Origin of the sequence: Vibrio sp. SCSIO 43155 (assembly GCF_023716605.1) — a bacterium.
GTDB lineage: Bacteria > Pseudomonadota > Gammaproteobacteria > Enterobacterales > Vibrionaceae > Vibrio > Vibrio harveyi.
Genome location: NZ_CP071852.1, coordinates 2,942,085 through 2,967,236, shown reverse-complemented (window position 1 = coordinate 2,967,236; position 25,152 = coordinate 2,942,085). Strand labels below are relative to the sequence as shown.

The following is a 25,152-nucleotide window of genomic DNA, read 5'->3' as shown; positions in this document are numbered from 1 at the left end:
GGTTAGAGTGAGCGGTTATTTACTACGATTGAGATAAATCCTGTACAGCAAAAACAGTTTTAGGATCACCATGTACCAAAAGCGTCAAGCGCCGGCTCTATCTAGCAAAGAAGCGGCTATTCAATTATTGAGCCGTCGAGACCATGGGCAATACGAGTTATACCAAAAGCTGGCTCTAAAAGGTTATGAAGAGGCAGACATAGAATCGGCAATCAATTTTTGTCTCGACCACAACTATTTGGATGACCTGCGTTATGCCAAAAGCCAAGTGCGTCAACATGTTTACAAAGGGCATGGCGAGCGCCGAATTCGTCAAGAATTGAACCAAAAACGTGTAGCAGAATCCATCATCGATATGGCAATGGCAGAAGAGCCCCAAGACTGGTTTGAACTGGCAAGAATGGCTGCAGAGAAGAAATTCAAAGGAATAAAAGCCAAAGACCAGAAAGAGTACGCTAAACAGGTGCGATTTCTGCAATATCGTGGCTACAGTTTTGACCAAATTAGCTATGCGCTGAGCTTTGAGGACGAAGATTAACGGTCAGTCGTTCGCACTGTTTTTTGTTTTGCTTCAAATTTTTTCTTCTAATGCCTCTTTTCCGCAAGAAAACTAGTCGTAGCTGATTGCATGATCTACAATACGGCAAAATTCTAACTCGACTATTTTCAGGAAGAGCTGCATGTACATGAGCACTGATGAGGTTCGTAACGCGTTCCTCAAGTTCTTTGAGAGCAAAGGACACCAAATCGTAGAAAGTTCATCGTTAGTTCCACATAACGACCCAACCCTGCTGTTCACAAACGCGGGTATGAACCAATTTAAAGATTGTTTCTTAGGCTTAGAAAAACGAGCCTACACTCGAGCGACTACGGCTCAACGTTGTGTACGTGCTGGTGGTAAACACAACGACCTGGAAAACGTTGGCTTTACTGCTCGTCACCACACTTTCTTTGAAATGCTAGGTAACTTCAGCTTTGGTGACTACTTCAAAGAAGACGCAATTTCTTTCGCATGGGAATTCCTAACAGAAACCCTTAAGCTGCCAGCAGACCGTCTACTTGTAACAGTTTACGAGACAGACGACGAAGCATTCGATATCTGGAACAAAAAAGTAGGCGTTCCAGCAGACCGCATTATTCGCATCGGCGACAAGAAAGGTGGTAAACCATACGAGTCAGATAACTTCTGGCAAATGGGTGACACGGGGCCTTGTGGTCCATGTACTGAAATCTTCTACGATCACGGTGAGCACATCTGGGGTGGCCGTCCTGGCACACCTGAAGAAGATGGTGACCGTTTCATCGAGATCTGGAACAACGTATTCATGCAGTTCAACCGTCACGCAGACGGCACTATGGAACCGCTACCAAAACCATCGGTAGATACTGGTATGGGTATCGAGCGTATCTCTGCAATCATGCAAGGCGTTCACTCAAACTACGAAATCGATGTATTCCAAGCTCTTATCAAAGCTGCTGCTGAAGTGATTGGTTACGAAGATCTATCAAACCAATCGCTACGCGTTATCGCTGACCACATCCGTTCATGTTCATTCCTGATCGTTGATGGCGTTATGCCTTCAAACGAAGGTCGTGGTTACGTTCTACGTCGTATCATCCGTCGTGCAGTTCGTCACGGTAACAAGCTAGGCGCACAAGGTGCATTCTTCCACAAACTGGTTGGTGTACTAGCGGAAATCATGGGTACGGCTGGTGAAGAGCTGAAGCGTCAACAAGCTGTGGTTGAAAAAGTACTGCGTATCGAAGAAGAAAACTTCGGTCGTACACTTGAGCGCGGTATGACGATTCTAAACGAAGCGCTAGATAACCTAGACGGTAAAGTTCTAGACGGCGAAACCGTATTTAAACTTTACGATACTTACGGCTTCCCTGCTGACTTAACTAACGACGTTGCACGTGAGCGTGAGTTCGCAATCGACGAAGAAGGTTTCGAGAAAGCGATGGAAGAGCAGCGTCAACGTGCGCGTGAAGCTGGTAACTTCGGTACTGACTACAACGCAGCGATCAAAGTTGATACGCAAACAGAATTCTGTGGTTACACAGGCACTAAAGGTTCTAGCTCTGTAGCAGCGATGTTCGTTGAAGGCAACGAAGTAGAATCTCTGTCTGCAGGCGACAAAGCAATCATAGTGCTTGGTGAAACACCATTCTACGCAGAGTCAGGCGGTCAGTGTGGTGACGCTGGTGAAATCCGCACTGAGTCTGGTGTATTCCGTGTTGAAGACACTCAAAAACTAGGTAACGCAATCGCACACCACGGTGTAATGGCAGAAGGCGTTCTAGCGAAAGGTGACGAAGTAGCAACTATCGTTGACGCAGAGCGTCGCGCAGCTATTTCTCTAAACCACTCAGCAACGCACTTGCTACACGCAGCACTTCGCCAAGTTCTTGGTGAGCACGTAACGCAGAAAGGCTCTCTAGTGAAAGCTGACAGCCTACGTTTCGACTTCTCACACCTAGAAGCCGTAACGGCAGCAGAGCTGAAAGAAGTAGAGCGTCTAGTCAACGCGCAAATTCGTCGCAACCACACGATTGAAACTAACGTGATGGACATTGAGTCTGCGAAGAAGAAAGGCGCAATGGCACTATTCGGCGAGAAGTACGACGACGAAGTACGCGTACTGTCTATGGGCGACTTCTCTACTGAACTTTGTGGTGGTATCCACGCTTCAAACACAGGTGATATCGGTCTATTCAAGATCACATCTGAAGGTGGTATCGCAGCAGGTATCCGTCGTATCGAAGCGGTAACGGGTGAAGGTGCACTAGATGCAATCGAAGCTCAAGCGGCTAAGTACGAAGAGAAACTGGCTGAATCAGCACAGAAAGCAAAATCTCTAGAGAAAGAAATCCAGAAACTGAAAGACAAGATGGCTGCGGCAGAAAGCGCAAACATCATGGGTAAAGTTCAGGATATCAACGGTACTAAAGTACTGATTGCTGCTCTAGAAGGCGCAGATAACAAGAACCTACGTACTATGGTTGATGACATCAAAAACCAAGTCGGTAGCGGCGTTATCCTTCTTGCAAACGTGAACGATGACAAGATCGGTCTGATTGCAGGTGTAACCAAAGACCTTATCGGCAAAGTGAAAGCGGGTGACCTAGTTAAGATGGTTGCTGAGCAAGTTGGCGGTAAAGGCGGTGGTCGTCCTGACATGGCGCAAGCAGGTGGTACTGATGTTGCAGCGCTACCTGCGGCGATTCAATCTGTACAGCCTTGGCTAGAAGAACGCCTATAAGCTTTTAAAAAATGATTTACGCTCAATCAAGCTTCTTTGATTGGGCGTAATTTTTTTATGGTAACCAAGTGGTTTAATTGACCGTATTTTAACCAGGTCATTTACGCTGCTTGGTTTTTATTGTAACTACCGCTTATATAATTTATCTCAATGGAGTATGAGTGGTCCTAATGAGACTTTGGTCTTGGGAAGGTGAAGACTGGTGAAAAAGCCCCTTATCGTGCAAAAGTTTGGTGGAACCTCTGTGGGTTCAATTGAAAGAATCCACCAGGTAGCTGAACACATCATTAAGGCGAAGAATGATGGTAATCAAGTTGTCGTTGTTGTGTCTGCAATGTCAGGCGAAACAAACCGACTAATGGAACTGGCTAAGCAAGTAGATAGCGTTCCAACTGCTCGAGAACTTGATGTTTTGCTCTCTGCTGGTGAGCAAGTGTCGATGGCACTGCTAGCAATGACTCTGAATAAATTGGGTTACGCTGCACGCTCACTTACCGGAGCACAAGCGAACATTGTGACGGACAATCAACACAATGACGCGACGATTAAACACATTGATACTTCTACGATTCTGGATTTACTTGAACAAGACCAAATCGTGATCGTGGCAGGATTCCAAGGTGTGAATGAAAATGGGGATATCACCACATTAGGTCGAGGTGGCTCAGATACGAGCGCAGTGACACTGGCTGGTGCGTTAAGCGCTGATGAGTGTCAAATCTTTACCGACGTTGATGGTATTTATACTTGTGACCCACGTGTAGTAAAAAACGCTCAAAAGATGGCAGTTATTGATTTTCCTTCGATGGAAGCGATGGCTAGCCGCGGAGCAAAGGTCTTACATCTTCCTTCTGTGCAGTATGCGTGGAAGAACAATGTACCGCTACGCGTGCTTTCGACATTTGATTTGAACGAAGGCAGTTTGGTAAAAGGGGAAGCAGGCTCAAAAGCCGTCTCTGGTATAGCCATTCAACGTGACCTTGCCATTATTGAAGTCGACAACGAACATTTGTCTAGCATTACAAAGCAATGTCAGATGTTGGGTATCGACATTTGGAATGTGATCGAGGAAACAGAACGAACAGGTATCATGATAAAACAAGATGCATGTGCCAAGTTGGATCTGGTGTTCAGCGATAAAATCCGTAATAGTGAAGCTGTAAGCCTGTTGACCGCTGTGGGGCTAGAAGCCAATGGAATGGTTGACCATGCCTGTGAATTGTTGGCACAGCAAGATATTGCAATCAATTTCTGTTCAACGAATGCACTCACTATGATGCTAGTCTTACCACCTATGTGTGTGGATGCAGCAGCAAACATTCTTCATGATGCTTACGTTACATCTAGTGAAGCATTGAACATTCAGCAAAAACATGCCTTTTTGGGCTAATTTTCAGTGACAAGGTAGTTTACGAAAATATAACTTTTGTTGGATAATAGCTTTGTAGCAAGAAAATTTAGAGATTACTCAAGGAGCAAAGAATGCTAATTTTGACTCGCCGCGTAGGCGAAACACTTATGATTGGTGATGAAGTGACTGTAACTGTACTAGGTGTTAAAGGTAACCAAGTACGTATCGGCGTTAACGCTCCGAAAGAGGTTTCTGTTCACCGTGAAGAAATCTACATGCGCATTCAAGCTGAAAAAGGCAATGGTAACGTTGCTTCTGGTAACTACTAAGCTGCTCCTGTTTACAGAGCTTAGTTTGAATGAAAAAGGCTAGCCGAAGGGCTAGCCTTTTTAGTTTCTGATTAATGTCATTTTTTAAGAGAAGACTCTCTTTTTTTCATCATAATAGGGTGGTAAAGTTTGTTTAATAGTCACTTTGATTAAATCCGCATCGGTTAAGCGATTTTTGCGTTTTTTTCAAAGAAAGTGTTTGACATATTTTCGGTAAAACGTAATATGTGCCTCCGCAAGACGGTGAGGTGGCCGAGAGGCTGAAGGCGCTCCCCTGCTAAGGGAGTATACGGTTTATCCCGTATCGAGGGTTCGAATCCCTCCTTCACCGCCATTCTTGCAACGTTGAGAAATCAACAAAAAGTGCGTCCTTAGCTCAGCTGGATAGAGTACCTGGCTACGAACCAGGCGGTCGGAGGTTCGAATCCTCCAGGACGCGCCATATCTCTTTTGAGATATAACAATGAAAACGGTGAGGTGGCCGAGAGGCTGAAGGCGCTCCCCTGCTAAGGGAGTATACGGTTTATCCCGTATCGAGGGTTCGAATCCCTCCTTCACCGCCATTCATTGACTGGCCCAACGGCCTTTTTTTTGTTTCGTAAGAAATGAATGTGATTTACTTCACAACTTCTTAGCAAGAAGATCTGCGCGTCCTTAGCTCAGCTGGATAGAGTACCTGGCTACGAACCAGGCGGTCGGAGGTTCGAATCCTCCAGGACGCGCCACTATTTAATAATTCGTTTGATAAACGGGTTATACAAAGTAAAATAAAGATTACTGCGCGTCCTTAGCTCAGCTGGATAGAGTACCTGGCTACGAACCAGGCGGTCGGAGGTTCGAATCCTCCAGGACGCGCCACTCTTTAGGGTTTCCTTGTGAACTCCTGATATTGGGAATACTGATATCGAAAACTGCGCGTCCTTAGCTCAGCTGGATAGAGTACCTGGCTACGAACCAGGCGGTCGGAGGTTCGAATCCTCCAGGACGCGCCACTCTTTAGGGTTTCCTTGTGAACTCCTGATATTGGTAACACTGATATCGAAAACTGCGCGTCCTTAGCTCAGCTGGATAGAGTACCTGGCTACGAACCAGGCGGTCGGAGGTTCGAATCCTCCAGGACGCGCCACTCTTTAGGGTTTCATTGTGAATTCCTGATATTGGTAATACTGATATCGAAAATTGCGCGTCCTTAGCTCAGCTGGATAGAGTACCTGGCTACGAACCAGGCGGTCGGAGGTTCGAATCCTCCAGGACGCGCCACTCTTTAGGGTTTCCTTGTGAATTCCTGATATTGGTAATACTGATATCGAAAACTGCGCGTCCTTAGCTCAGCTGGATAGAGTACCTGGCTACGAACCAGGCGGTCGGAGGTTCGAATCCTCCAGGACGCGCCACTCTTTAGGGTTTCCTTGTGAACTCCTGATATTGGGAAGACTGATATCGAAAACCGTGCGTCCTTAGCTCAGCTGGATAGAGTACCTGGCTACGAACCAGGCGGTCGGAGGTTCGAATCCTCCAGGACGCGCCATTCTTTAAAAAAGCCTCGCTTATGCGAGGCTTTTTTGTATCTGCTGTTTGGCTAAGATATTGTGTCTCTCTTGCGTATTTATCACCGCTTCTTCGCGCTAGATTCTGCTTCAAGCGCCTGATCCTGAGCTATTTTCGCTAATACGCTTGTTTCGCTTAAATAGTCATCTTAAAGCTCCACCTTGCGCTTTCTCGAGCCTGATTGATTTACGATGGTAGAGAACCCCATCCAAACATCGATAATAAAACTAATGTTTTATTATTGTTAATGTCGTGTTTTTGATGTGTTAATTTGTTCTATCCTTTTGTTTTTATTTCACTTTATTCTTAAAGCCTCTTTTCATTTTGAAATCCCAATCGCAGTTTTTGCAAGTACTTTAATTTAGTGTGGTTATATGTTGAGCGATCCCACTAGGGAAGTGAATTTTAGTGCAATTTGTGATCTGAGTAGTGAATAAATAATCAATGTTAGAGATTATTTAAAAGCTTCCTTAAACAAAATTGACAAAATTTAACCAATCGAGATAATCCATTGGTCGGGATTTGACGCTATTAAAGTCCTGCGCATTGTCAGGATGACAAAGAAAGGAAGCAACATGACGAATATAGGAAGCCTGCTAGTAGATGCGGCCACCCTGATGCTAACGGGGATGGCGGTCGTATTTATTTTCCTCACCATTCTAGTTTATCTCGTTCGGCTAATGTCTAAATTGGTGCCAGAAGAAGTACCAGCGCCGATCGCAGCACCGAAAACAAATACCAACGTTCAATCAACCTCTTCAGCTGTTAGTCCACAAGTAGTGGCGGCGATCTCGGCTGCGATTCATAAACATCGCGCCTCAGTCGCGAAGTAGCCGAAAGATAGGATTAAAAAGGAGTTTAAGAGCATGTCTAAACCACTAGCTATCACTGATGTGGTCCTTCGTGACGCCCATCAATCCCTGTTTGCTACGCGTATGCGTATCGAAGATATGCTGCCTATCGCAGCTGAGTTAGATAAGGTTGGTTACTGGTCGTTAGAGACCTGGGGTGGCGCAACATTTGATGCGTGTATCCGTTTCTTGGGTGAAGACCCATGGGAACGCCTACGCGAATTGAAAAAAGCAATGCCAAATACACCAATGCAAATGCTACTGCGTGGTCAAAACCTTTTAGGATACCGCCATTATGCCGATGACGTAGTAGAGAAGTTTGTTGAGCGTGCGCACGTGAATGGTATGGATGTATTCCGTATCTTTGATGCAATGAATGACGTACGTAACTTCCAAAAAGCGGTGAAAGCCACTGTTGATGTTGGTGCACATGCGCAAGGAACATTGTCTTACACCACGAGCCCAGTGCATAACGCAGACACATGGGTTGACCTTGCTAAACGTCTTGAAGACTTAGGTTGTCACTCTCTTTGTATTAAAGATATGTCTGGTCTGCTTAAACCTTATGAAGCGGAAGAGCTGGTCACACGCATCAAAGCATCTTGTGATGTGCCACTAGCGCTTCACTGTCATGCAACGACCGGTCTATCTACTGCTACTGCCGTGAAAGCTGTAGAAGCGGGTATCGATATTCTTGATACTGCGATTTCTTCGATGAGTTGTACATACGGTCATACGCCTACTGAGACCGTGGTTGCGATGCTGCAAGGCACTGAGCGAGATACTAATCTGAAACTAGACCAAATCGAGCCTATCGCGGCTTACTTCCGTGAAGTACGTAAAAAATACGCGAAGTGGGAAGGTCAGCTAAAAGGTGTGGATTCACGCATTCTAATCGCCCAAGTTCCAGGGGGCATGCTGACCAACATGGAAGGTCAGTTAAAAGAGCAAGGCGCTGCGGACCGAATTGATGAAGTATTGGAAGAGATCCCACGTGTACGTGAAGATCTTGGCTTTATTCCACTGGTCACGCCGACATCTCAGATTGTTGGTACTCAAGCGGTAATCAACGTTCTGACAGGTGAGCGCTACAAGAGCATCACCAAAGAAACGGCAGGTGTTTTAAAAGGTGAATACGGTGCCGCTCCTGCGCCAGTTAATGCTGAATTACAAGCGAAAGTACTTGATGGTAAAGAGGCAATTACCTGTCGTCCAGCGGACTTGCTTGAAGCGGAAATGGAAACCCTAACTGTTGATTTGATGGAGAAAGCGCAATCTGAAGGTATTAAGCTTGCAAGCGAACGTGTCGATGATGTATTAACTTACGCGTTATTCCCTCAAGTTGGTCTGAAATTCCTGAAAAACCGTGGCAACCCAGATGCGTTTGAGCCAGTACCAACGTTAGAAGCTGCGAAACCTGCCGCTGCACAAGTAACACAGGCTGCTGCTGGTGGTCTTGAAACATACAGCGTGCGAGTTGATGGGCAAGTTTATGAAGTTGAAGTAGGTCCGCAGGGGCAATTAACATCGGTAACGCCAAGTGGGGCAGCCGCACCGGTTCAACCTGCAGCGCCAAATGCTCCTGTTAATAGTGCTGCTGAAGCGGTTCCTGCACCTCTTGCTGGTAACATCTTTAAAGTGAATGTTCAGCCCGGTGCTGAAGTAGCGGAAGGTGACGTTCTACTCATCCTAGAAGCTATGAAGATGGAAACTGAAGTTCGTGCTGCGCGCGGTGGGGTGGTTCAAGAACTGAACGTGAAAGAAGGTGATGCCGTTACTGTTGGTTCACCGCTGCTGAGTCTGGCGTAAGGGAGTATCATGGACGGATTGATGACCTTATGGTCAGAAACAGGGATCGCTAACTTTGAGTTCGGCCAAATCTGTATGATGCTGGTTGGTTGCACCTTGCTGTTTTTGGCGATCAAAAAAGGCTTTGAACCCTTACTGTTATTACCTATTGGTTTTGGTGCCATTTTAGCGAACATTCCCAATGCTGGCTTTACCGAACCAGGTGGTTTGCTCTACTACGTTTATTACATTGGTATCGAATCGGGCGTGTTCCCGCTGCTGATCTTCATGGGCGTGGGGGCGATGACTGATTTTGGTGCTTTGATTGCAAACCCAAAAACCTTGTGGCTAGGTGCTGCGGCGCAGTTTGGTATTTTCGCGACGCTGTTTGGGGCGATTCTGCTTAACTATGTTCCGGGTATGGAGTTCTCCATGGCGGATGCGTCGTCTATCGCGATTATCGGTGGTGCGGATGGCCCAACGGCGATCTTCTTAGCGAGTAAGCTCTCTCCAGACCTGTTAGGTGCGATTGCCGTGGCGGCATACAGCTACATGGCACTGGTGCCGATCATTCAGCCGCCGATCATGAAAGCCCTAACCACGAAGGAAGAACGCCAGATCAAGATGGCCCAGCTGCGTCACGTTGGTAAGTGGGAGAAAGTAATCTTCCCGCTTGCTGTGTTACTGATGACGATTTTGTTCTTACCTTCCGCGACACCGTTGGTTGGTATGTTCTGTCTGGGTAACTTGATGCGTGAAGCTGGCGTGGTGGATCGTTTATCGAAAACCGCTCAGAACGAGCTGATCAATATCGTAACGATCTTCTTAGGTCTTGGTGTGGGCTCTAAGCTGCAAGCTGAGCAGTTCTTGAATCTAGAAACGCTAGGTATCTTGGGACTCGGTGCAGTCGCATTCAGTATCGGTACTGGGGCAGGTGTTTTGATGGCGAAGCTTCTCAATAAGTTCTCGAAAGAAGACATCAACCCACTTATCGGTGCTGCAGGCGTTTCTGCAGTACCAATGGCAGCGCGTGTTGTGAACAAGGTCGGTTTGGAAGCAAACCCACAAAATTTCTTGCTGATGCACGCAATGGGACCAAACGTAGCCGGTGTTCTTGGATCGGCGGTTGCCGCTGGTATCTTACTGGCACTGGTGGGGTAGTACACCATCTTGAGTTGTTTGTTGGAAAATTGGTGAAATAGAATTATCTACCAATTTACAAATTGACGATTAACTTCGGTAAACAAAATGGTTTATAGTCAAAGGGATGCTCTTGCATCCCTTTTTGTTTTCTCTCAGGGAATGGGTTATGGAACACAAACAGATCGCTATTACCGAATTCGGCAACGCAGAAGTTCTTGCAATTCAAACTACCTCAACACCAACCCCACAAACAGGGGAAGTCTTAGTTAAAGTGGCATACTCTGGCGTTAACCCTATTGATGTCAAAACGCGAGCGGGGCTTGGTTGGGCTGCTGCACAAAACAAAGACAACTTACCTTGGGTACCCGGTTATGATATTTCGGGGAAAGTCGTTTCATGTGGCGAAGATACCTCTCGTTTTCAAGAGGATGATGAGGTAGCTGGCTTTATCGGTTTCCCTATTCGAGGAGGCGGTTACAGCCAATACGTTTGTGTTCCTGAATCTGAATTAAGTCACGTTCCCAATTCGGTCGCCTTAGAGGCAGCGGCAGTATTGCCACTTGCAGGTCAAACTGCGGCTCAAGCGCTGAGTAAAGCTAATGTGACTGAAGGTGACCGTGTATTGATACTTGCCGGAGCTGGTGGTGTCGGTCACTTAGCCGTGCAAATTGCAGTTGCGACCAAAGCAGAAGTGTTTACCACCTGTAGTGAACGAAATTTGGACTACCTCGCTACTTTAGGTGCACACGCAGTGAACTATCAATTTGCACCAGTGTCAGAACGTGTTGAAGATGTGGATGTTTTGATTGATCTTGTTGGTGGCGATGCCGCTTTAGACGCACTCAAATGCCTGACTGATAACGCTCGAGTCATTACTGTTCCAACGATTACTGCAGAACTGATTTGTGAGAAAGCCAAGTTACTTGGTTTTGAAGCCAGCGGTATGTTAGTCGAACCTGACCGTGAACAACTTGACACTTTGTTGTACATGGTTGGCGTTGGGCTGTTAAAAACTGAAGTACAACACGTCTATCCGATGACCGATGTTATTGAAGCTCACAAACAAGTCGAATCGGGGCGGACGCGAGGCAAGATCTTGCTTGATATGACATGTTAGAGGCATTTAATGCTGCCTTTGAAAACTTAGCTTTATGGTTTTCTGACTCCGCATTGTGGGTGCTATTCATTACTGGTTTTCTTAGTGCCACTCTATTGCCAGGTGGCTCTGAAGCTGGATTGATTGCCACCTTATCGTTAAACCAATACTCGGTTTCTTCCATCATTATTGTTGCCACCATTGGTAATACCTTGGGCGGTCTCACCAACTATTGGTTGGGTTTGTGGATTCCAAATAGAACTCAGGATGAGAAGCATGGGCATACCGCATTGAAGTGGCTGTCCAAATACGGGTATTGGGGATTGTTTTTTAGTTGGTTGCCAGTGATTGGCGACCCGCTATGTTTAGCGGCAGGATGGTTAAGGATGAAATTTCTGCCGTGTTTGGTTCTTATATTTTTAGGCAAAGCCGCAAGGTATAGCTTGTTGGCCGCCATCTATCTCGGTTTATTTTAAGGAAAGCGCATGAGAATGTTTTGGGTTAGTGCGTGTTCACTATTAGTGATCACGGGCTGTGCATCAAACTCCCCTGTATCATCATTGCCTGATGGAGTTACTTTCGTAGAGTCATCAAAAGCGGAAGAAGGCAAAGTGAAAATTCCATACCAGAAGTATCAGTTGGACAATGGTTTGACGGTCATTCTGGCACCTGAAGCGTCGGATCCACTTGTACACGTTGATGTCACATATCACGTTGGTTCGGCACGTGAAGAAATTGGCAAATCTGGTTTTGCTCACTTCTTCGAGCATATGATGTTCCAAGGTTCTGAGAACGTTGGTGACCAAGAGCACTTTAAGATCATTACAGAAGCTGGCGGTACACTAAACGGCACGACTAACCGTGACCGCACGAACTACTTTGAAACTGTTCCTGCTAATCAGTTAGAAAAAATGTTGTGGCTTGAGTCAGACCGCATGGGCTTTTTGCTCGATGCCGTCTCACAGCATAAGTTTGAAATTCAACGCTCAACAGTTAAAAACGAACGCGCGCAGCGTTATGACAACCGTCCTTATGGTTTGATTTGGGAACGCATGGCAGAGGCGCTGTACCCAGAAGGTCATCCATACTCGTGGCAAACGATCGGTTACGTTGAAGATCTTGACCGCGTTGATGTGAACGATCTGAAAGCCTTCTTCCTGCGTTGGTATGGCCCAAACAACGCAGTACTAACCATTGGTGGTGATATCGATGTTGAGCAAACATTAGCGTGGGTAAATAAGTACTTTGGTTCAATCCCTCGCGGACCTGAAGTGGAAAATGCACCTAAGCAGCCTGCAAAGCTAGCAGAAAGCAAATTCATCACCTTAGAAGATCGTATCCAGCAACCAATGGTTATGGTGGCATGGCCGACAACCTACAATGGCGAAGCCACTCAAGCGTCACTTGATACTCTATCAAGCGTGTTAGGTAGTGGTACTAACAGCGTGCTTTACCAAGACCTAGTGAAAACACAAAAAGCAGTAGATGCAGGTTCTTTCCATGACTGTGCTGAGCTTTCTTGTAATTTTTACGTCTACGCGATGGGTGATTCTGGTGATAAAGGCGACCTCACCAAGCTATATGATGAGCTGATGACGTCGTTGGGTAAGTTTGCGAAGGACGGGGTGACGAAAGATCGTTTGGAGCAACTTAAAGGTCAATCTGAAGCCGATGCGATTTTCGCTTTAGAAAGTGTGAAAGGTAAAGTGACACAGCTAGCGTCGAATCAAACTTTCTTCGGCAAGCCAGATTTGATTGAGGAACAGCTTGAGCAACTTCGTGCTGTAACGCCTGAGTCGGTAGAAAAAGCATACAGTGATTTTATTCAAGGTAAGAACAAGGTCACCTTGAGTGTTGTGCCAAAAGGTAAAACAGAGCTTGCTGTGAAACCAGCGACATTCGTGACACCAAAACGCACTCTTCCTGAGTATGAAAAAATCTCAGACGATCAATTGGCTTACCGCCGAGCAACTGACAACTTTGACCGTTCTATTCAACCGCCAGTGGGTGAGCCTGTTGAGGCAACCATGCCGAAGTTGTATGACATCCACTTCAACAATGGTTCTGAGTTGTTGGGTACAGTAAGCAGTGAAACACCAACCGTCACCATGCAGTTTAGTTTACCTGCTGGAACACGTTTCGTTGAAGCTGGTAAGGAAGGTTTGGCTCAACTGACTGCCGCTATGCTGCAAGAAGGAACAACCAAACGTTCAGTAGAAGAGATTCAAGCTGAACTTGATAAGTTGGGTAGTGTTATTTCTGTCGATGCAACAGGTTACACAACAGACATTAGTGTTTCCGCCCTGAAGAAAAATCTAGCGCCAACACTTAAGATTGTCGAAGAGATGTTGTTGTCTCCGGCATTTAAGCAAGAAGACTTTGACCGAGTTAAGACGCAAGCGTTAGAAGGCTTGGTGTATGAGCATCAAAAACCAAGTTGGATGGCGTCGCAAGCTAGCCGTCAAGTATTGTACGGAGATTCTATTTTTGCTCGTCCAAAAGATGGCACCAAAGCGGGGCTCCAAGCTCTGACTCTCGATGACGTGCGTGATTTCTATGCGAAGCACTACACACCTCAAAGTGCGCAAATTATTGCGGTTGGTGATATCAGCAAAGCTGACGTTGAGAAACAATTGTCGTTTTGGGCAAATTGGGAAGATGAAGCGGCACCTTTGTATGCCCCTCAAGCCATTGCTCCGCTAGGTCCACAAAAAGTTCATTTGGTGGATAAGCCAGGAGCTCCGCAAAGTGTGGTCATGATGGTCCGTCAAGGCATGCCTTATGATGCGACGGGAGATTTCTATCTGGGTCAGTTAGCAAACTTCAACTTAGCCGGTAACTTTAACAGTCGTATCAACCAAAACCTTCGTGAAGACAAAGGCTACACTTATGGTGCCTATGGCTATTTCTCTGGAAATGTAGAAACGGGTTCTGTTGTATTTACAGCGCAAGTGCGTGCGGATTCGACCATTGCCTCTATTGTAGAAATGGAGAATGAGTTGAATGAGTTCTCACAATCGGGCATGACTGAAGATGAATTGAAATTTATGCGCCAAGCAGTCGGTCAAAAAGATGCACTGAAATATGAGACGCCTACACAGAAAAGCAAACTCATCAGTGATATTTTGAAATACAACTTAGACAAAGACTACTTACAGCAACGAAACGCTATTGTTGAGACTGTCGACAAACAGACTCTCAACGCTCTAGCACAGAAATGGTTCGACCCGAATGACTACCAGGTAGTTGTTGTCGGGGACGCGAAATCCCTTCGCCCTCAACTAGAAAAGTTAGGGAAAGACGTGGAAGAGCTTGAAATCATTCGATAGAGTACACATTTAATAGCGGAGAGGAGACTCTCCGCTATTCGTTTCTAACTAGATAAATGACTTTTTGATGGGTTATTTATCTAGATGGATTATATATCAATAACTTAGCTTTCACTTGCCACGCTTGGCGAGTGTCCTGCTCCCAATATAAGCGAACCTCATTTTGACTGATTTTGCTGCGCGACTAAAACAAGTTGCATCAAACCCAGAAGTATTTAAGCAGTTTGGACGCGGTGTTGAGCGAGAAACTTTGCGCTATCGTCAGGATGGACACCTAGCAACAACACCTCATCCCGAGGGTTTGGGCTCAGCGTTCACAAACAAATGGATTACGACCGACTTTTCAGAATCCCTGCTGGAGTTCATCACTCCTGTATCGCACGAGATCCCTGAATTAATGGGGCAGTTGAAAGATATCCATCACTTCACTCAAACCAAAATGGGTGAAGAGAAAATGTGGCCACTTTCAATGCCATGTTACGTGGGCTCGGAGGATGATATTCAGCTGGCACAATATGGCTCATCGAACTCAGCTAAAATGAAAACGCTTTATCGTGAAGGTCTAAAACGCCGCTACGGTAGCCTGATGCAAATTATCTCGGGCGTGCATTTTAACTTCTCTTTTCCTGAATCATTCTGGGACGCTCTGCATGGCGAACAAGATGAAGAAGCACGCCAAGAAACGAAATCTGCTGCGTACTTTGCGCTGATTCGTAATTACTACCGTTTTGGCTGGATGATTCCGTACTTCTTTGGGGCGTCACCAGCACTTTGTGGTTCATTCATTCAAGGTCGTGAAACTGACCTACCATTTGAGAAAGTTGGCGGCACTCTATACTTGCCTAAAGCGACGTCGCTGCGCCTAAGTGATCTCGGTTACACCAACAGCGCACAAAGCGTACTTAAGATTGGCTTTAACTCTATCGAGCAGTATCTTGATGGTCTAGACGATGCAATTCGTCACCCATCGGAAGAGTTTGCTCAGATTGGGGTAAAAGTGGATGGTCAATATCGTCAACTTAACTCGAACATTCTGCAAATTGAAAACGAACTGTACGCGCCAATTCGTCCTAAACGTGTAACTAAGAGCGGTGAAAAACCTTCTGAAGCGCTTAAACGTGGCGGTGTAGAGTACATTGAAGTTCGTTCGCTAGACGTGAACCCGTTCAGCGCCGTTGGTGTGAGTGAAGAGCAGGTTCGCTTCCTTGATCTATTCCTTACTTGGGCGGCACTTTCAGATTCTGACCCAATGGACAACTGTGAGCTTGAATGCTGGCGTGACAACTGGAACAAGGTCATTGTGTCTGGTCGTGAGAAAGGTTTGATGTTACAAATCGGTTGCCAAGGTGAGCGCCTGTCTCTACAAGACTGGGCACATCGTGTGTTTGCTGACCTTCGTCAGATTGCGGTTGAAATGGACTCGGTTGCTGGTGGAAATGCGTACCAAGCAGTTTGTGACAAACTTGAGTCTTGGATTGATGAGCCAGAGCTAACCATTTCTGGTCAGTTGCTTGAGCTGACAAAAGAGCATGGTGGTTTAGGTAAAGTGGGGTGTGCGCTTGGCATGAAATTCCGCGAAGAAAACCTAGCACACAACTATGAACAATATTCAGCCGATGCAATGGAAACGGAAGTTGCAACATCGGTAGAGAAACAAAAACAAGCAGAGCAAAGCGATACTCTATCGTTCGATGATTTCCTAGAAGATTACTTTGCTTACTTAAAACAATAACCAGCAGTAAGGGCAGGGATTGGACATTAAGCCGTTAGTGGTGTCTGTGCTTGGGAGCGTGATGTTAGCCGGTTGTGCAACTGCGCCCCCAAAACAACAAGATAACCTATGTGAAATATTCCGAGAAAAATCCGGTTGGTACGAAGATGCCAAAGACATGGAAGAAGAGTGGGGCACACCGATAAATGTTGCCATGGCGATCATTAAGCAAGAAAGTAGCTTTCGTCATGATGCTCGACCGCCAAAAGATTACATTCTCGGTTTTATTCCATGGGGACGTGTCAGCAGTGCTTACGGTTATGCTCAAGCTCAAGACCCTGCTTGGGAAGATTTTCAAAAAGCGACAGGACAAGGTGGTTCACGCACCAATTTTGACGATTCAATGATGTTTGTCGGTTGGTATACCCATGAGACTCGTCGTCAATTAGGCATTTCGTTATGGGACCCTTACAACCAGTATCTTGCGTACCATGAAGGACGTGGTGGCTATAAGCGTGGGACCTATAAAAGCAAACCTAGCTTAGTTAAAGTTGCAAGACGCGTGGAGCAAACCGCCAAGACTTATGGCTGGCAGCTGAAGCAATGTCGTCAGGAATTAGAAGACAACAGCAGCTGGTTCTTTTAGTCTCCCCCCTAATAGTCAGAGGGGAAATGAACAGAAATAATGACCAATACGTGTAAGTATTGGAGGTTACAATCAGGAGAGATGTAATGCCTTTATTAGACAGTTTTACCGTAGACCACACACGTATGCATGCGCCAGCAGTTCGTGTGGCTAAAACGATGCAAACTCCAAAGGGAGACACCATCACAGTATTTGACTTACGTTTTACTGCACCGAACAAAGACATCCTTTCTGAGAAGGGAATTCACACTTTAGAGCATTTGTACGCTGGCTTTATGCGCAACCACTTAAACGGTGATAGCGTTGAGATCATCGATATCTCACCAATGGGTTGCCGTACCGGTTTCTACATGAGCTTGATTGGTACGCCTTCAGAGCAGCAAGTGGCGGATGCTTGGGTTGCAGCAATGGAAGACGTATTGAAAGTAGAAAGTCAAAACAAGATCCCTGAGCTGAATGAATACCAATGTGGTACAGCTGCAATGCACTCTTTAGATGAGGCAAAGCAAATCGCGAAAAACATTCTAGAAGCGGGCGTTGCAGTCAATAAGAATGATGATTTGGCACTGCCAGAATCTATGCTGAAAGAGTTACGTATCGACTAACTTAGCGTTGAGTTTAGATCTCTGAAAACAAAAAAATAGCCTGACACTGTCAGGCTATTTTTTTGTTGATTAGAATATTCAAAGTGGTGAAGTTAACCGCTCTTCTTGAGCTTTGGGTACACCTTCACCAGCTTGATGCGGTTCTCTTCAATATCGACAATTTCCATTGGATGTCCGGCAACTTGCACACTCAAGTGGCTTTCAGGAATGTCTTCTAAATGCTCTAGAATCAGACCATTCAAAGTGCGTGGACCATCGGTTGGTAGTTTCCATTTCAAGCCTTTGTTGATGTCACGAATGTTGGCGCTACCTTCAATCAGGAAGCTGCCGTCACCTTGAGGAGTAATCTCTTCTGACAAGCTTGGTGCAATGGAAGTCGTAAATTCACCAACAATCTCTTCTAAGATATCTTCCAAAGTGACGAGACCATTAATGTCACCATACTCATCGACAATCAAACCGATACGCTGCTTGTTACGCTGGAATTTCAACATCTGCACATTCAGTGGCGTACCTTCTGGGATGTAGTACACCTCATCAGCAGCGCGCAGTAGTGTTTCTTTGTTGAATTCATTCTTCTCTAGCATTAATCGGTATGCTTCACGTAGGCGCAGCATACCAACGACTTCATCAATCTGATCACGGTACAACACAATGCGACCATGAGGAGAGTGAGTAAGCTGACGGACGATAGATTTCCAATCATCATTGATGTCGATCCCTGTGATCTCATTGCGTGGCACCATGATGTCGTTAACGGTGACGTGTTCTAGATCCAGAATCGATACCAGCATGTCTTGGTGACGACGAGGGATAAGACCGCCTGCTTCATTAACGACGGTGCGCAGTTCTTCTGAGCTTAGATGATCTTCTGTGGTGTGATCGGCTTTCACACCAATCAAACGGATAAAACCGTTAGTAATGAAGTTAACTAACCTCACCAGAGGTGACAGAATTTTCATTAGAATGGTGAGGAGAATGCTGCTCGCGTAAGAGACGCGCTCAGGGTAAAGCGAGGCGATGGTCTTCGGTGTGACTTCTGCAAACACAAGGACAACCATGGTGAGTGCGCCAGTGGCAATCGCAACCCCTAAGTCTCCGTATAACCGCATACCTAAAATGGTCGCGATGGCAGACGCGAGAATATTGACGAGGTTGTTACCGATAAGAATAAGACCAATCAGTCGATCTGGGCGGTCTAGTAGTTTTTCGACTCGCTTCGCCCCTTTATGCCCATTATTGGCTAAGTGCTTTAAGCGGTATCGGTTCAAAGACATCATCCCTGTTTCTGAACCGGAGAAGTAACCTGATATGACGATAAGACACGCGAGTAGCGCAAATAAGATACCCGTAGATATGTCGTCCAAAACGCTGCTGTTCCTTGTATGTGTTTGGTTAATTTATGACCGAGCTTGGCCATTAAGTCAATGCAATAAGGGTTACTCTATTTTATTTGCCCTTTAATATAAAGGATAAGGAGCCCTAGGCTCCTTATTAATTGCATTTTATAGATGGAGAACATCAACTTAAGATGATTTCTTTCACAAAGCGACTACCGAAGTACGCTAAGGTTAACAAGGTCGCCCCTGCTACCGCGAACCATGTCACTTTCTTGCCTCGCCAGCCTTTCTGGTAATGCCCCCAAAGTAGAATTGAGTACACAACCCAAGCGATGAAAGAAAGGATACCTTTATGAGCTTTTCCTTGAGCAAACATGTCTTGTACAAAAACAAAACCAGTAATCAAGGTTCCCGTTAGGAGCAAGTTACCAATCAAAATAATCTTGAACAGTTGACGCTCTACCATCATCAAAGGTGGCAAATTCGGATTAATTGCTAACGACTTCTTGGCTTTTAGTTTGTGGTCGAGCCACGCAAGTTGCAGTGCGTATAGGGCACCGATAGTTAAAGTTGCGTAGGAAAAGAGCGCAAAGGAAATGTGTATAAGTAGCTTAGGGTCGTTCTCTAAATGCTTAATAAAAGTGCTTGGTAAGAAAGTAGCAGCAGTTAAATTGATGGCAGCAAAGCTATAAACCACAGGAAGAAGGAACCACAAGCGGTTCTTCAGCATCGCAACGCTCATCACCAGTGAGATAATAAAGCTGATAAGAGAGGCGACATTAAGAATGCTGAGGTTTTGCCCTGAACCGTCGAAAATCAGATCACTCAGAATCCAAGCGTGAAAAACCAACGCACATGCCGCGCTGGCAAATACGGTTTTCGCTTTAATTCCTGACTGTTGAGAGAGTCCGGGAATGATGGTCGCAATTGCCAGAACGTAAAGAATGGCGGCTGCGATGGCAATTAAGCTATCCATGAATCTTAAGAGTTATTGTGCACAATGGTGAAAATTATACCTTGCATTACTCTTTGGGGCTATGGGCTATGCCTCATCAATCACGAGAGATGAGATATTGAAATTAACGAGTTAGCCCTCAAGTTAAGGATAAGAGCTGTGTTCGGGTATGACTGTGACGTTGGCTAAGGTATACTCACACTAATTAATCGCCATTTTAGCGAAGAGACAAAGATGTTTGAGAATTTAACGGATCGATTATCCAAAACGCTGAAGAATATCAGTGGCAAAGGTCGTCTGACCGAAGACAACATTAAAGAAACCCTACGTGAAGTACGCATGGCACTATTGGAAGCGGACGTTGCGCTTCCTGTTGTACGTGAATTTGTAAACCGCGTTAAAGAAAAAGCGGTGGGCGTAGAAGTTTCTAAATCCCTAACGCCGGGTCAAGAGTTCATCAAGATCGTTCAAGCTGAGCTTGAAGCGGTAATGGGTGAATCTAATGAAGCACTGAACCTAGCAGCGCAGCCGCCAGCAGTGCTTTTGATGGCGGGTCTACAAGGTGCGGGTAAAACTACATCGGTAGGTAAGCTATCTAAGCTTCTAAAAGAGCGTGATAAGAAGAAAGTTTTGGTTGTGTCTGCCGACGTTTACCGTCCTGCAGCGATTAAGCAGCTAGAAACCCTAGCATCAGACATCGGTGTCGATTTCTTCCCATCTTCACCAGATCAAAAGCCACTTGATATTGCTAATGCAGCAATTGACCACGCAAAGAAGAAATTCTACGACGTATTAATTGTCGATACCGCTGGTCGTTTGGCTATCGATGAAGAAATGATGGGTGAGATTAAAGATCTTCACTCAGCGATTAACCCGGTTGAAACACTGTTCGTTGTTGATGCAATGACAGGTCAAGATGCGGCGAACACAGCAAAAGCATTCGGTGATGCACTACCACTAACTGGTGTGATTCTGACTAAAGTGGATGGTGATGCACGTGGTGGTGCGGCGCTATCAGTTCGTCACATTACGGGTAAGCCAATCAAATTCCTCGGTGTGGGTGAGAAAACCGACGCACTAGAACCATTCCACCCTGATCGTGTTGCATCGCGTATTCTAGGCATGGGTGACGTACTGTCACTGATTGAAGACCTACAACGCAATGTTGACCAAGACAAAGCAGAGAAGCTAGCGAAGAAGTTCAAAGAGAAGAAAGGCTTCGACCTTGAAGACTTCCGTGAACAGCTGGGTCAAATGCAAAACATGGGTGGCATGATGGGCATGCTAGACAAGCTTCCAGGCATGTCTCAGTTACCATCAGACGTGAAAGACAAAGTTGATGACAAGATGTTCAAGCAAATGGAAGCGATCATCAGCTCAATGACAATGAAAGAACGTCAACGCCCAGAAATCATCAAAGGGTCGCGCAAGAAACGTATCGCTGCGGGTTCTGGTGTTCAGGTTCAAGACGTTAACCGTCTGCTGAAACAGTTCACCCAAATGCAGAAGATGATGAAGAAAATGCAGAAGGGCGGCATGAAAGGCATGATGCGTAACATGCAAGGCATGATGGGTGGCATGGGGGGAGGCGGTGGCTTCAACCCATTTGGTCGTTAAACGATTGCCTAGACTTTAGTTTCAGGGTGTTAGCTACGTCACAAACTTGGATTTCAATTTATGTTGGTGAAAAAGTAACTAAACCCCTTGCATTGCTCCGGGATAAGAGTAAAATTCCGGAGCTTTATTTTGGCACGAGACCCCAGATTATTCAGTTTTTTGGATGATTGTTGGGGTTAATTTTATTTTTGAGAAAGCAAAGAGGACGACATGGTAACCATTCGTTTGGCACGTCACGGCGCTAAGAAGCGTCCATTTTATCAAATCGTAGTAGCGGACAGCCGCAACGCTGCAACTGGCCGTTTCATCGAGAAAGTTGGTTTCTTTAACCCAACTGCACAAGGTCAAGAAGAAGGTCTACGTCTAGACCTAGACCGCGTTAACCACTGGGTTGGTCAAGGCGCGTCTCTATCTGACCGCGTTGCTAAGCTAGTTAAAGACGCTCAAAAAGCGGCTTAATTTTTACTTTAGAAGTAGAAACTAGTTTATGTCGATGAAAGGTAAAGAAACAATGAGCAACGAAAAGATTGTTGTAGGCAAGTTTGGTGCTACTTACGGCATTCGTGGTTGGCTTAAAGTTTTTTCCTACACAGACAATGCTGAAAGCATTTTCGATTACAGCCCTTGGTTTATTAACCAAAAGGGTACGTGGGTTGAGTTCAAAGTAGAAAGCTGGAAGCGCCATAACAAAGGTATGGTGGCTAAGCTTGAAGGTCTGGAAGTTCGTGAAGACGCACACTTACTGACGAACTTTGAGATTGCTATTGACCCTGCGGTACTACCTGAATTGTCAGAAGATGAGTTCTACTGGCGTGAATTGTTTGGGATGCAAGTAGTAACCACTAAAGGTTACGATCTCGGTGTCGTATCTGACATTCTAGAAACTGGCTCAAACGATGTTCTGGTTGTTAAAGCAAATCTAAAAGATGCTTTCGGGCAAAAGGAACGATTAATCCCGTTCCTTGAAGAGCAAGTGATCATCAAAGTTGATCGCGAAGCTCAACGGATCGAAGTTGACTGGGATCCTGGATTCTAATCTCCAAAATTACAGAGCGAGATAAACATGTGGGTTGGCGTTATTAGCCTTTTTCCTGAAATGTTCCGTTCTGTTACTGATTTTGGGGTAACAGGTCAAGCGGTTAAAAAAGGTCTTTTGTCGATTGAGACTTGGAATCCTCGTGATTTCACTCATGACAAACATCGCACTGTCGATGATCGACCTTACGGTGGTGGTCCTGGTATGTTAATGATGGTTCAGCCTTTGCGCGATGCCATTCATACCGCGAAAGCAGCCTCACCGGGTAAGACGAAAGTCATTTACCTTTCTCCTCAAGGTCGTAAGCTCGACCAGAAAGGCGTTGAAGAACTGGCAACGAATGAGAATTTACTTCTGATTTGTGGTCGTTACGAAGGGGTAGATGAGCGCATCATTCAATCTGAAGTCGACGAAGAATGGTCGATTGGGGATTTTGTGATGACGGGTGGTGAGATACCTGCCATGACGTTAATCGATTCTGTCTCTCGGTTTGTTCCGGGTGTACTAGGGGATTTCGCGTCAGCAGAAGAAGATTCTTTTGCAAATGGTTTGTTAGATTGCCCTCACTATACGCGTCCAGAAGTATTGGATGACAAAGAAGTACCAGCGGTACTGATGTCAGGCAATCACAAGGACATTCGTCAATGGCGACTAAAACAGTCGCTGGGCCGAACTTGGCTTAGAAGACCAGAGCTCCTGGAAAACCTAGCTCTGACTGACGAACAGGAACAATTACTTGCTGAGTTCATTAGTGAACATAGTGCAAAGTAACCTAATTTATTTAGTATCAGTTTATTCTAGGAATTTAAAAAATGAGTAACATCATCAAGGCTCTTGAAGAAGAGCAAATGAAATCAGACCTACCTAAATTTGCACCAGGTGACACTGTTGTAGTTCAGGTTAAAGTTAAAGAAGGTGACCGTGAGCGTCTACAGGCTTTCGAAGGCGTTGTAATCGCAATCCGTAACCGTGGTCTTCACTCTGCTTTCACTGTACGTAAAATCTCTAACGGTGAAGGTGTTGAGCGTACGTTCCAAACACACTCTCCAATCGTTGATAGCATCGAAGTTAAACGCCGTGGTGCAGTACGTCGTGCCAAGTTGTACTACCTACGTGAGCGTTCTGGTAAGTCTGCTCGTATCAAAGAGAAACTTGCTAAGAAGTAATGCTATAACTAGCGTTCTCATAGTAAACGGAGCCCATTTGGGCTCCGTTTTTTTATGCGCGAAAAAGGACGTTATGCTTCGAGAGTCAGGAATACTTGCTCTGATATAGTAGAGCGCTTCGGTTAGTGAGCGGCATTTATCCTGCGAGAGAGTAAAAAAGGGATCCCCAACTCGCTCGTCCCTCGCTCTTGAGGATGACGAATAAAAAACAAATGAACCCAAACGGTGTCATTCCCGAAAGCGACGAATGCGCATTGTCGGAATCTCTCTTTCGGCGTAATAAAAAACAAAAAGGGCCGATGTTCTCACATCAACCCTTCTTTTTATTCTCGAAGCGTGGTGCTCTCGTTTCTGAGTTCTAGCTTCTTAGTATTGGTCTTCAGACCAACCATCACTGTCCGACATATCTGGTGCGCCAGGAATGGTATTTTCTTCGTCAGCCCATTCGCCAAAATCAATCATTTGGCACTGTTTGCTACAGAAAGGGCGGTGAGGACTTTGCTCTCCCCACTCTACGTCGGCACCACATTGTGGGCATGGAACGACTGTAATTTTAGACATCGTCATTCGTCCTATTTATTCGGTGTTCAAAGGTGTTATGGCAATAGTAGTGCGAGTTGCGTTTAGCTACAAACAGCGAGTTCAAACTCAACGTCTTGAGTACAAGCTTGACCGCTTTCAAAAGCCATGAATTTGATGGCAAAACGGTTTTTATGACCCGAGATCATCGGGTAGACACCGTATTCCATTGGAATGTGTAAACGCAGGATGTTGGCTTCGTCTGCATCGCTTTGGAAGAATCCAGTGCGAGCGATTTGTGCTTTGAAATGTCCTGTTTCTCGAGTCAGCTTGAGCCAGAGTGCTAAGGCATCAGATAAAGGTTTTAAACTCGCTTGCCACTGTTCCGCATCGTGTTTTTTACGCTCAATAGGTAAATGAAGCCAGTAGTGCAACGCAGGAAGATCAAAACAACATGACCCTCCAGGTAAGTTAAAGCGTTGGCGAATTGAACTTAAGAAGCGATCTTCTTTAAGTGCCTGACCAAAACGCTCAGCAGTCATCAGTTGGCTATGGACCACGTCGATCTCTTTTAAGAGTTCGCTAAGGGCTTGCTGATCGACACCATCGACATTAAGCCAATTGCGATAAGCTAAACGTTGCTTTTCAAGATCTTTTGCCAGTTCGCTTTTTAATTGAATTTGCTCAAAGATCTCGATCATATCAAAGAGTGCACGGAAGAACAGTTGATACTGATGATTGTCAGCAAAACCAGAGGCTAGATGAGCCTGACGCAACAAAGACTCAACTCTTAAATAAATGCGAGTTTTTTCATTTAGCGGATGTTCAAATTTGTGCGTGGTCATCGACAGTAGCCTTG

At 45.6% G+C, this 25,152-nt stretch carries 22 protein-coding genes and 10 tRNA genes; 28 read left to right on the top strand and 4 right to left on the bottom strand.

Annotation, left to right across the window (positions count from 1 at the left end; genetic code table 11):
• The first annotated feature begins 70 nt into the window (after positions 1 to 70).
• The 23 genes from recX (at position 71) to luxS (ending at position 17,660) form a co-directional block, all read left to right on the top strand.
• The gene (gene recX / locus J4N44_RS14070; protein WP_009698765.1) at positions 71 to 538 is read left to right on the top strand and encodes a recombination regulator RecX; all 468 of its coding nucleotides are present in this window, start codon (positions 71 to 73) and stop codon (positions 536 to 538) included.
• A 142-nt stretch (positions 539 to 680) separates the two neighbouring features.
• Positions 681 to 3,263, top strand: a complete 2,583-nt coding sequence (gene alaS / locus J4N44_RS14065; RefSeq protein ID WP_252044569.1) for an alanine--tRNA ligase — start codon at positions 681 to 683, stop codon at positions 3,261 to 3,263.
• Between the two features lie 202 nt (positions 3,264 to 3,465).
• The gene (locus tag J4N44_RS14060; RefSeq protein ID WP_005452123.1) at positions 3,466 to 4,653 is read left to right on the top strand and encodes an aspartate kinase; all 1,188 of its coding nucleotides are present in this window, start codon (positions 3,466 to 3,468) and stop codon (positions 4,651 to 4,653) included.
• A gap of 92 nt (positions 4,654 to 4,745) precedes the next feature.
• The gene (csrA, locus tag J4N44_RS14055; RefSeq protein ID WP_004415691.1) at positions 4,746 to 4,943 is read left to right on the top strand and encodes a carbon storage regulator CsrA; all 198 of its coding nucleotides are present in this window, start codon (positions 4,746 to 4,748) and stop codon (positions 4,941 to 4,943) included.
• Positions 4,944 to 5,185: 242 nt separating this feature from the next.
• Positions 5,186 to 5,277 (top strand) — tRNA-Ser (locus J4N44_RS14050).
• Positions 5,278 to 5,308: 31 nt separating this feature from the next.
• Positions 5,309 to 5,385: transfer RNA gene (locus tag J4N44_RS14045), tRNA-Arg, on the top strand.
• A 29-nt stretch (positions 5,386 to 5,414) separates the two neighbouring features.
• Positions 5,415 to 5,506, top strand: a tRNA-Ser gene (locus tag J4N44_RS14040).
• A gap of 85 nt (positions 5,507 to 5,591) precedes the next feature.
• Positions 5,592 to 5,668 (top strand) — tRNA-Arg (locus J4N44_RS14035).
• Positions 5,669 to 5,724: 56 nt separating this feature from the next.
• A tRNA-Arg gene (locus J4N44_RS14030) sits at positions 5,725 to 5,801 on the top strand.
• A 57-nt stretch (positions 5,802 to 5,858) separates the two neighbouring features.
• Positions 5,859 to 5,935: transfer RNA gene (locus J4N44_RS14025), tRNA-Arg, on the top strand.
• A gap of 57 nt (positions 5,936 to 5,992) precedes the next feature.
• A tRNA-Arg gene (locus tag J4N44_RS14020) sits at positions 5,993 to 6,069 on the top strand.
• Positions 6,070 to 6,126: 57 nt separating this feature from the next.
• Positions 6,127 to 6,203: transfer RNA gene (locus tag J4N44_RS14015), tRNA-Arg, on the top strand.
• A 57-nt stretch (positions 6,204 to 6,260) separates the two neighbouring features.
• A tRNA-Arg gene (locus J4N44_RS14010) sits at positions 6,261 to 6,337 on the top strand.
• A gap of 57 nt (positions 6,338 to 6,394) precedes the next feature.
• A tRNA-Arg gene (locus tag J4N44_RS14005) sits at positions 6,395 to 6,471 on the top strand.
• Positions 6,472 to 7,066: 595 nt separating this feature from the next.
• Positions 7,067 to 7,324 (top strand): oxaloacetate decarboxylase subunit gamma, encoded by a 258-nt coding sequence (locus J4N44_RS14000; RefSeq protein WP_005448441.1) that lies wholly within the window; start codon positions 7,067 to 7,069, stop codon positions 7,322 to 7,324.
• Between the two features lie 33 nt (positions 7,325 to 7,357).
• Positions 7,358 to 9,151 (top strand): sodium-extruding oxaloacetate decarboxylase subunit alpha, encoded by a 1,794-nt coding sequence (oadA, locus tag J4N44_RS13995; protein ID WP_252044568.1) that lies wholly within the window; start codon positions 7,358 to 7,360, stop codon positions 9,149 to 9,151.
• Between the two features lie 9 nt (positions 9,152 to 9,160).
• Positions 9,161 to 10,291: a sodium ion-translocating decarboxylase subunit beta gene (locus tag J4N44_RS13990; protein WP_005448436.1), complete on the top strand. Its 1,131-nt coding sequence runs from the start codon at positions 9,161 to 9,163 to the stop codon at positions 10,289 to 10,291.
• A 148-nt stretch (positions 10,292 to 10,439) separates the two neighbouring features.
• Complete coding sequence (locus J4N44_RS13985) at positions 10,440 to 11,390, top strand: NADP-dependent oxidoreductase (protein ID WP_252044566.1); 951 nt, start codon at positions 10,440 to 10,442, stop codon at positions 11,388 to 11,390.
• Complete coding sequence (locus J4N44_RS13980; RefSeq protein WP_009698760.1) at positions 11,384 to 11,845, top strand: YqaA family protein; 462 nt, start codon at positions 11,384 to 11,386, stop codon at positions 11,843 to 11,845. The genes J4N44_RS13985 and J4N44_RS13980 overlap by 7 nt, the downstream gene beginning before the upstream one ends.
• A 9-nt stretch (positions 11,846 to 11,854) precedes the next feature.
• Positions 11,855 to 14,698 carry a M16 family metallopeptidase gene (locus J4N44_RS13975; RefSeq protein ID WP_252044565.1) on the top strand — a complete coding sequence of 948 codons (2,844 nt, stop codon included), beginning with the start codon at positions 11,855 to 11,857 and terminating at the stop codon, positions 14,696 to 14,698.
• Between the two features lie 163 nt (positions 14,699 to 14,861).
• Positions 14,862 to 16,430, top strand: coding sequence for a glutamate--cysteine ligase (gshA, locus tag J4N44_RS13970; RefSeq protein ID WP_017817672.1), 1,569 nt, complete (start codon positions 14,862 to 14,864; stop codon positions 16,428 to 16,430).
• Positions 16,431 to 16,449: 19 nt separating this feature from the next.
• Positions 16,450 to 17,055, top strand: a complete 606-nt coding sequence (locus J4N44_RS13965) for a transglycosylase SLT domain-containing protein (protein ID WP_029790340.1) — start codon at positions 16,450 to 16,452, stop codon at positions 17,053 to 17,055.
• Positions 17,056 to 17,141: 86 nt separating this feature from the next.
• Positions 17,142 to 17,660: an S-ribosylhomocysteine lyase gene (gene luxS, locus J4N44_RS13960; protein WP_005448429.1), complete on the top strand. Its 519-nt coding sequence runs from the start codon at positions 17,142 to 17,144 to the stop codon at positions 17,658 to 17,660.
• Between the two features lie 92 nt (positions 17,661 to 17,752).
• On the opposite strand, the gene J4N44_RS13955 is transcribed toward luxS, so the two are convergent.
• Together J4N44_RS13955 and J4N44_RS13950 are read right to left on the bottom strand one after the other, a co-directional pair.
• Positions 17,753 to 19,027: an HlyC/CorC family transporter gene (locus J4N44_RS13955; RefSeq protein ID WP_047512919.1), complete on the bottom strand. Its 1,275-nt coding sequence runs from the start codon at positions 19,025 to 19,027 to the stop codon at positions 17,753 to 17,755.
• Positions 19,028 to 19,181: 154 nt separating this feature from the next.
• Positions 19,182 to 19,976, bottom strand: a complete 795-nt coding sequence (locus J4N44_RS13950; protein WP_005446240.1) for a cytochrome C assembly family protein — start codon at positions 19,974 to 19,976, stop codon at positions 19,182 to 19,184.
• A gap of 213 nt (positions 19,977 to 20,189) precedes the next feature.
• Here J4N44_RS13950 and ffh point away from each other — a divergent pair, with 213 nt between their 5' ends.
• The 5 genes from ffh to rplS all read left to right on the top strand — a co-directional run bounded on the left by ffh (position 20,190) and on the right by rplS (position 23,774).
• A complete protein-coding gene (gene ffh / locus J4N44_RS13945) occupies positions 20,190 to 21,572 on the top strand; it encodes a signal recognition particle protein (RefSeq protein WP_005446242.1) in 1,383 nt (460 codons plus the stop codon).
• A 210-nt stretch (positions 21,573 to 21,782) separates the two neighbouring features.
• Complete coding sequence (rpsP, locus tag J4N44_RS13940) at positions 21,783 to 22,031, top strand: 30S ribosomal protein S16 (RefSeq protein ID WP_004410028.1); 249 nt, start codon at positions 21,783 to 21,785, stop codon at positions 22,029 to 22,031.
• A 28-nt stretch (positions 22,032 to 22,059) separates the two neighbouring features.
• Positions 22,060 to 22,608, top strand: coding sequence for a ribosome maturation factor RimM (gene rimM / locus J4N44_RS13935; RefSeq protein WP_005446245.1), 549 nt, complete (start codon positions 22,060 to 22,062; stop codon positions 22,606 to 22,608).
• Positions 22,609 to 22,635: 27 nt separating this feature from the next.
• Entirely contained in the window at positions 22,636 to 23,379 is a 744-nt protein-coding gene (gene trmD / locus J4N44_RS13930; protein WP_005446247.1) for a tRNA (guanosine(37)-N1)-methyltransferase TrmD, read from the top strand.
• Between the two features lie 41 nt (positions 23,380 to 23,420).
• The gene (gene rplS / locus J4N44_RS13925; protein ID WP_005379971.1) at positions 23,421 to 23,774 is read left to right on the top strand and encodes a 50S ribosomal protein L19; all 354 of its coding nucleotides are present in this window, start codon (positions 23,421 to 23,423) and stop codon (positions 23,772 to 23,774) included.
• 366 nt (positions 23,775 to 24,140) lie between these two features.
• On the opposite strand, the gene yacG is transcribed toward rplS, so the two are convergent.
• Both yacG and zapD read right to left on the bottom strand, forming a co-directional pair.
• Positions 24,141 to 24,335: a DNA gyrase inhibitor YacG gene (yacG, locus tag J4N44_RS13920; RefSeq protein ID WP_005446249.1), complete on the bottom strand. Its 195-nt coding sequence runs from the start codon at positions 24,333 to 24,335 to the stop codon at positions 24,141 to 24,143.
• 62 nt (positions 24,336 to 24,397) lie between these two features.
• Positions 24,398 to 25,138: a cell division protein ZapD gene (zapD, locus tag J4N44_RS13915; protein ID WP_005446251.1), complete on the bottom strand. Its 741-nt coding sequence runs from the start codon at positions 25,136 to 25,138 to the stop codon at positions 24,398 to 24,400.
• Positions 25,139 to 25,152: the final 14 nt, after the last annotated feature.

What these genes read in the sequence shown, in the direction of transcription:
- recX (WP_009698765.1), top strand. Translation starts at nt 71, where the DNA reads ATGTACCAAAAGCGTCAAGCGCCGGCTCTATCTAGCAAAGAAGCGGCT.
- alaS (WP_252044569.1), top strand. Translation starts at nt 681, where the DNA reads ATGTACATGAGCACTGATGAGGTTCGTAACGCGTTCCTCAAGTTCTTT.
- csrA (WP_004415691.1), top strand. Translation starts at nt 4,746, where the DNA reads ATGCTAATTTTGACTCGCCGCGTAGGCGAAACACTTATGATTGGTGAT.
- J4N44_RS14000 (WP_005448441.1), top strand. Translation starts at nt 7,067, where the DNA reads ATGACGAATATAGGAAGCCTGCTAGTAGATGCGGCCACCCTGATGCTA.
- oadA (WP_252044568.1), top strand. Translation starts at nt 7,358, where the DNA reads ATGTCTAAACCACTAGCTATCACTGATGTGGTCCTTCGTGACGCCCAT.
- J4N44_RS13990 (WP_005448436.1), top strand. Translation starts at nt 9,161, where the DNA reads ATGGACGGATTGATGACCTTATGGTCAGAAACAGGGATCGCTAACTTT.
- J4N44_RS13985 (WP_252044566.1), top strand. Translation starts at nt 10,440, where the DNA reads ATGGAACACAAACAGATCGCTATTACCGAATTCGGCAACGCAGAAGTT.
- J4N44_RS13980 (WP_009698760.1), top strand. Translation starts at nt 11,384, where the DNA reads ATGTTAGAGGCATTTAATGCTGCCTTTGAAAACTTAGCTTTATGGTTT.
- J4N44_RS13975 (WP_252044565.1), top strand. Translation starts at nt 11,855, where the DNA reads ATGAGAATGTTTTGGGTTAGTGCGTGTTCACTATTAGTGATCACGGGC.
- luxS (WP_005448429.1), top strand. Translation starts at nt 17,142, where the DNA reads ATGCCTTTATTAGACAGTTTTACCGTAGACCACACACGTATGCATGCG.
- J4N44_RS13950 (WP_005446240.1), bottom strand. Translation starts at nt 19,976, where the DNA reads ATGGATAGCTTAATTGCCATCGCAGCCGCCATTCTTTACGTTCTGGCA.
- ffh (WP_005446242.1), top strand. Translation starts at nt 20,190, where the DNA reads ATGTTTGAGAATTTAACGGATCGATTATCCAAAACGCTGAAGAATATC.
- rpsP (WP_004410028.1), top strand. Translation starts at nt 21,783, where the DNA reads ATGGTAACCATTCGTTTGGCACGTCACGGCGCTAAGAAGCGTCCATTT.
- rimM (WP_005446245.1), top strand. Translation starts at nt 22,060, where the DNA reads ATGTCGATGAAAGGTAAAGAAACAATGAGCAACGAAAAGATTGTTGTA.
- trmD (WP_005446247.1), top strand. Translation starts at nt 22,636, where the DNA reads ATGTGGGTTGGCGTTATTAGCCTTTTTCCTGAAATGTTCCGTTCTGTT.
- rplS (WP_005379971.1), top strand. Translation starts at nt 23,421, where the DNA reads ATGAGTAACATCATCAAGGCTCTTGAAGAAGAGCAAATGAAATCAGAC.
- yacG (WP_005446249.1), bottom strand. Translation starts at nt 24,335, where the DNA reads ATGTCTAAAATTACAGTCGTTCCATGCCCACAATGTGGTGCCGACGTA.
- zapD (WP_005446251.1), bottom strand. Translation starts at nt 25,138, where the DNA reads ATGACCACGCACAAATTTGAACATCCGCTAAATGAAAAAACTCGCATT.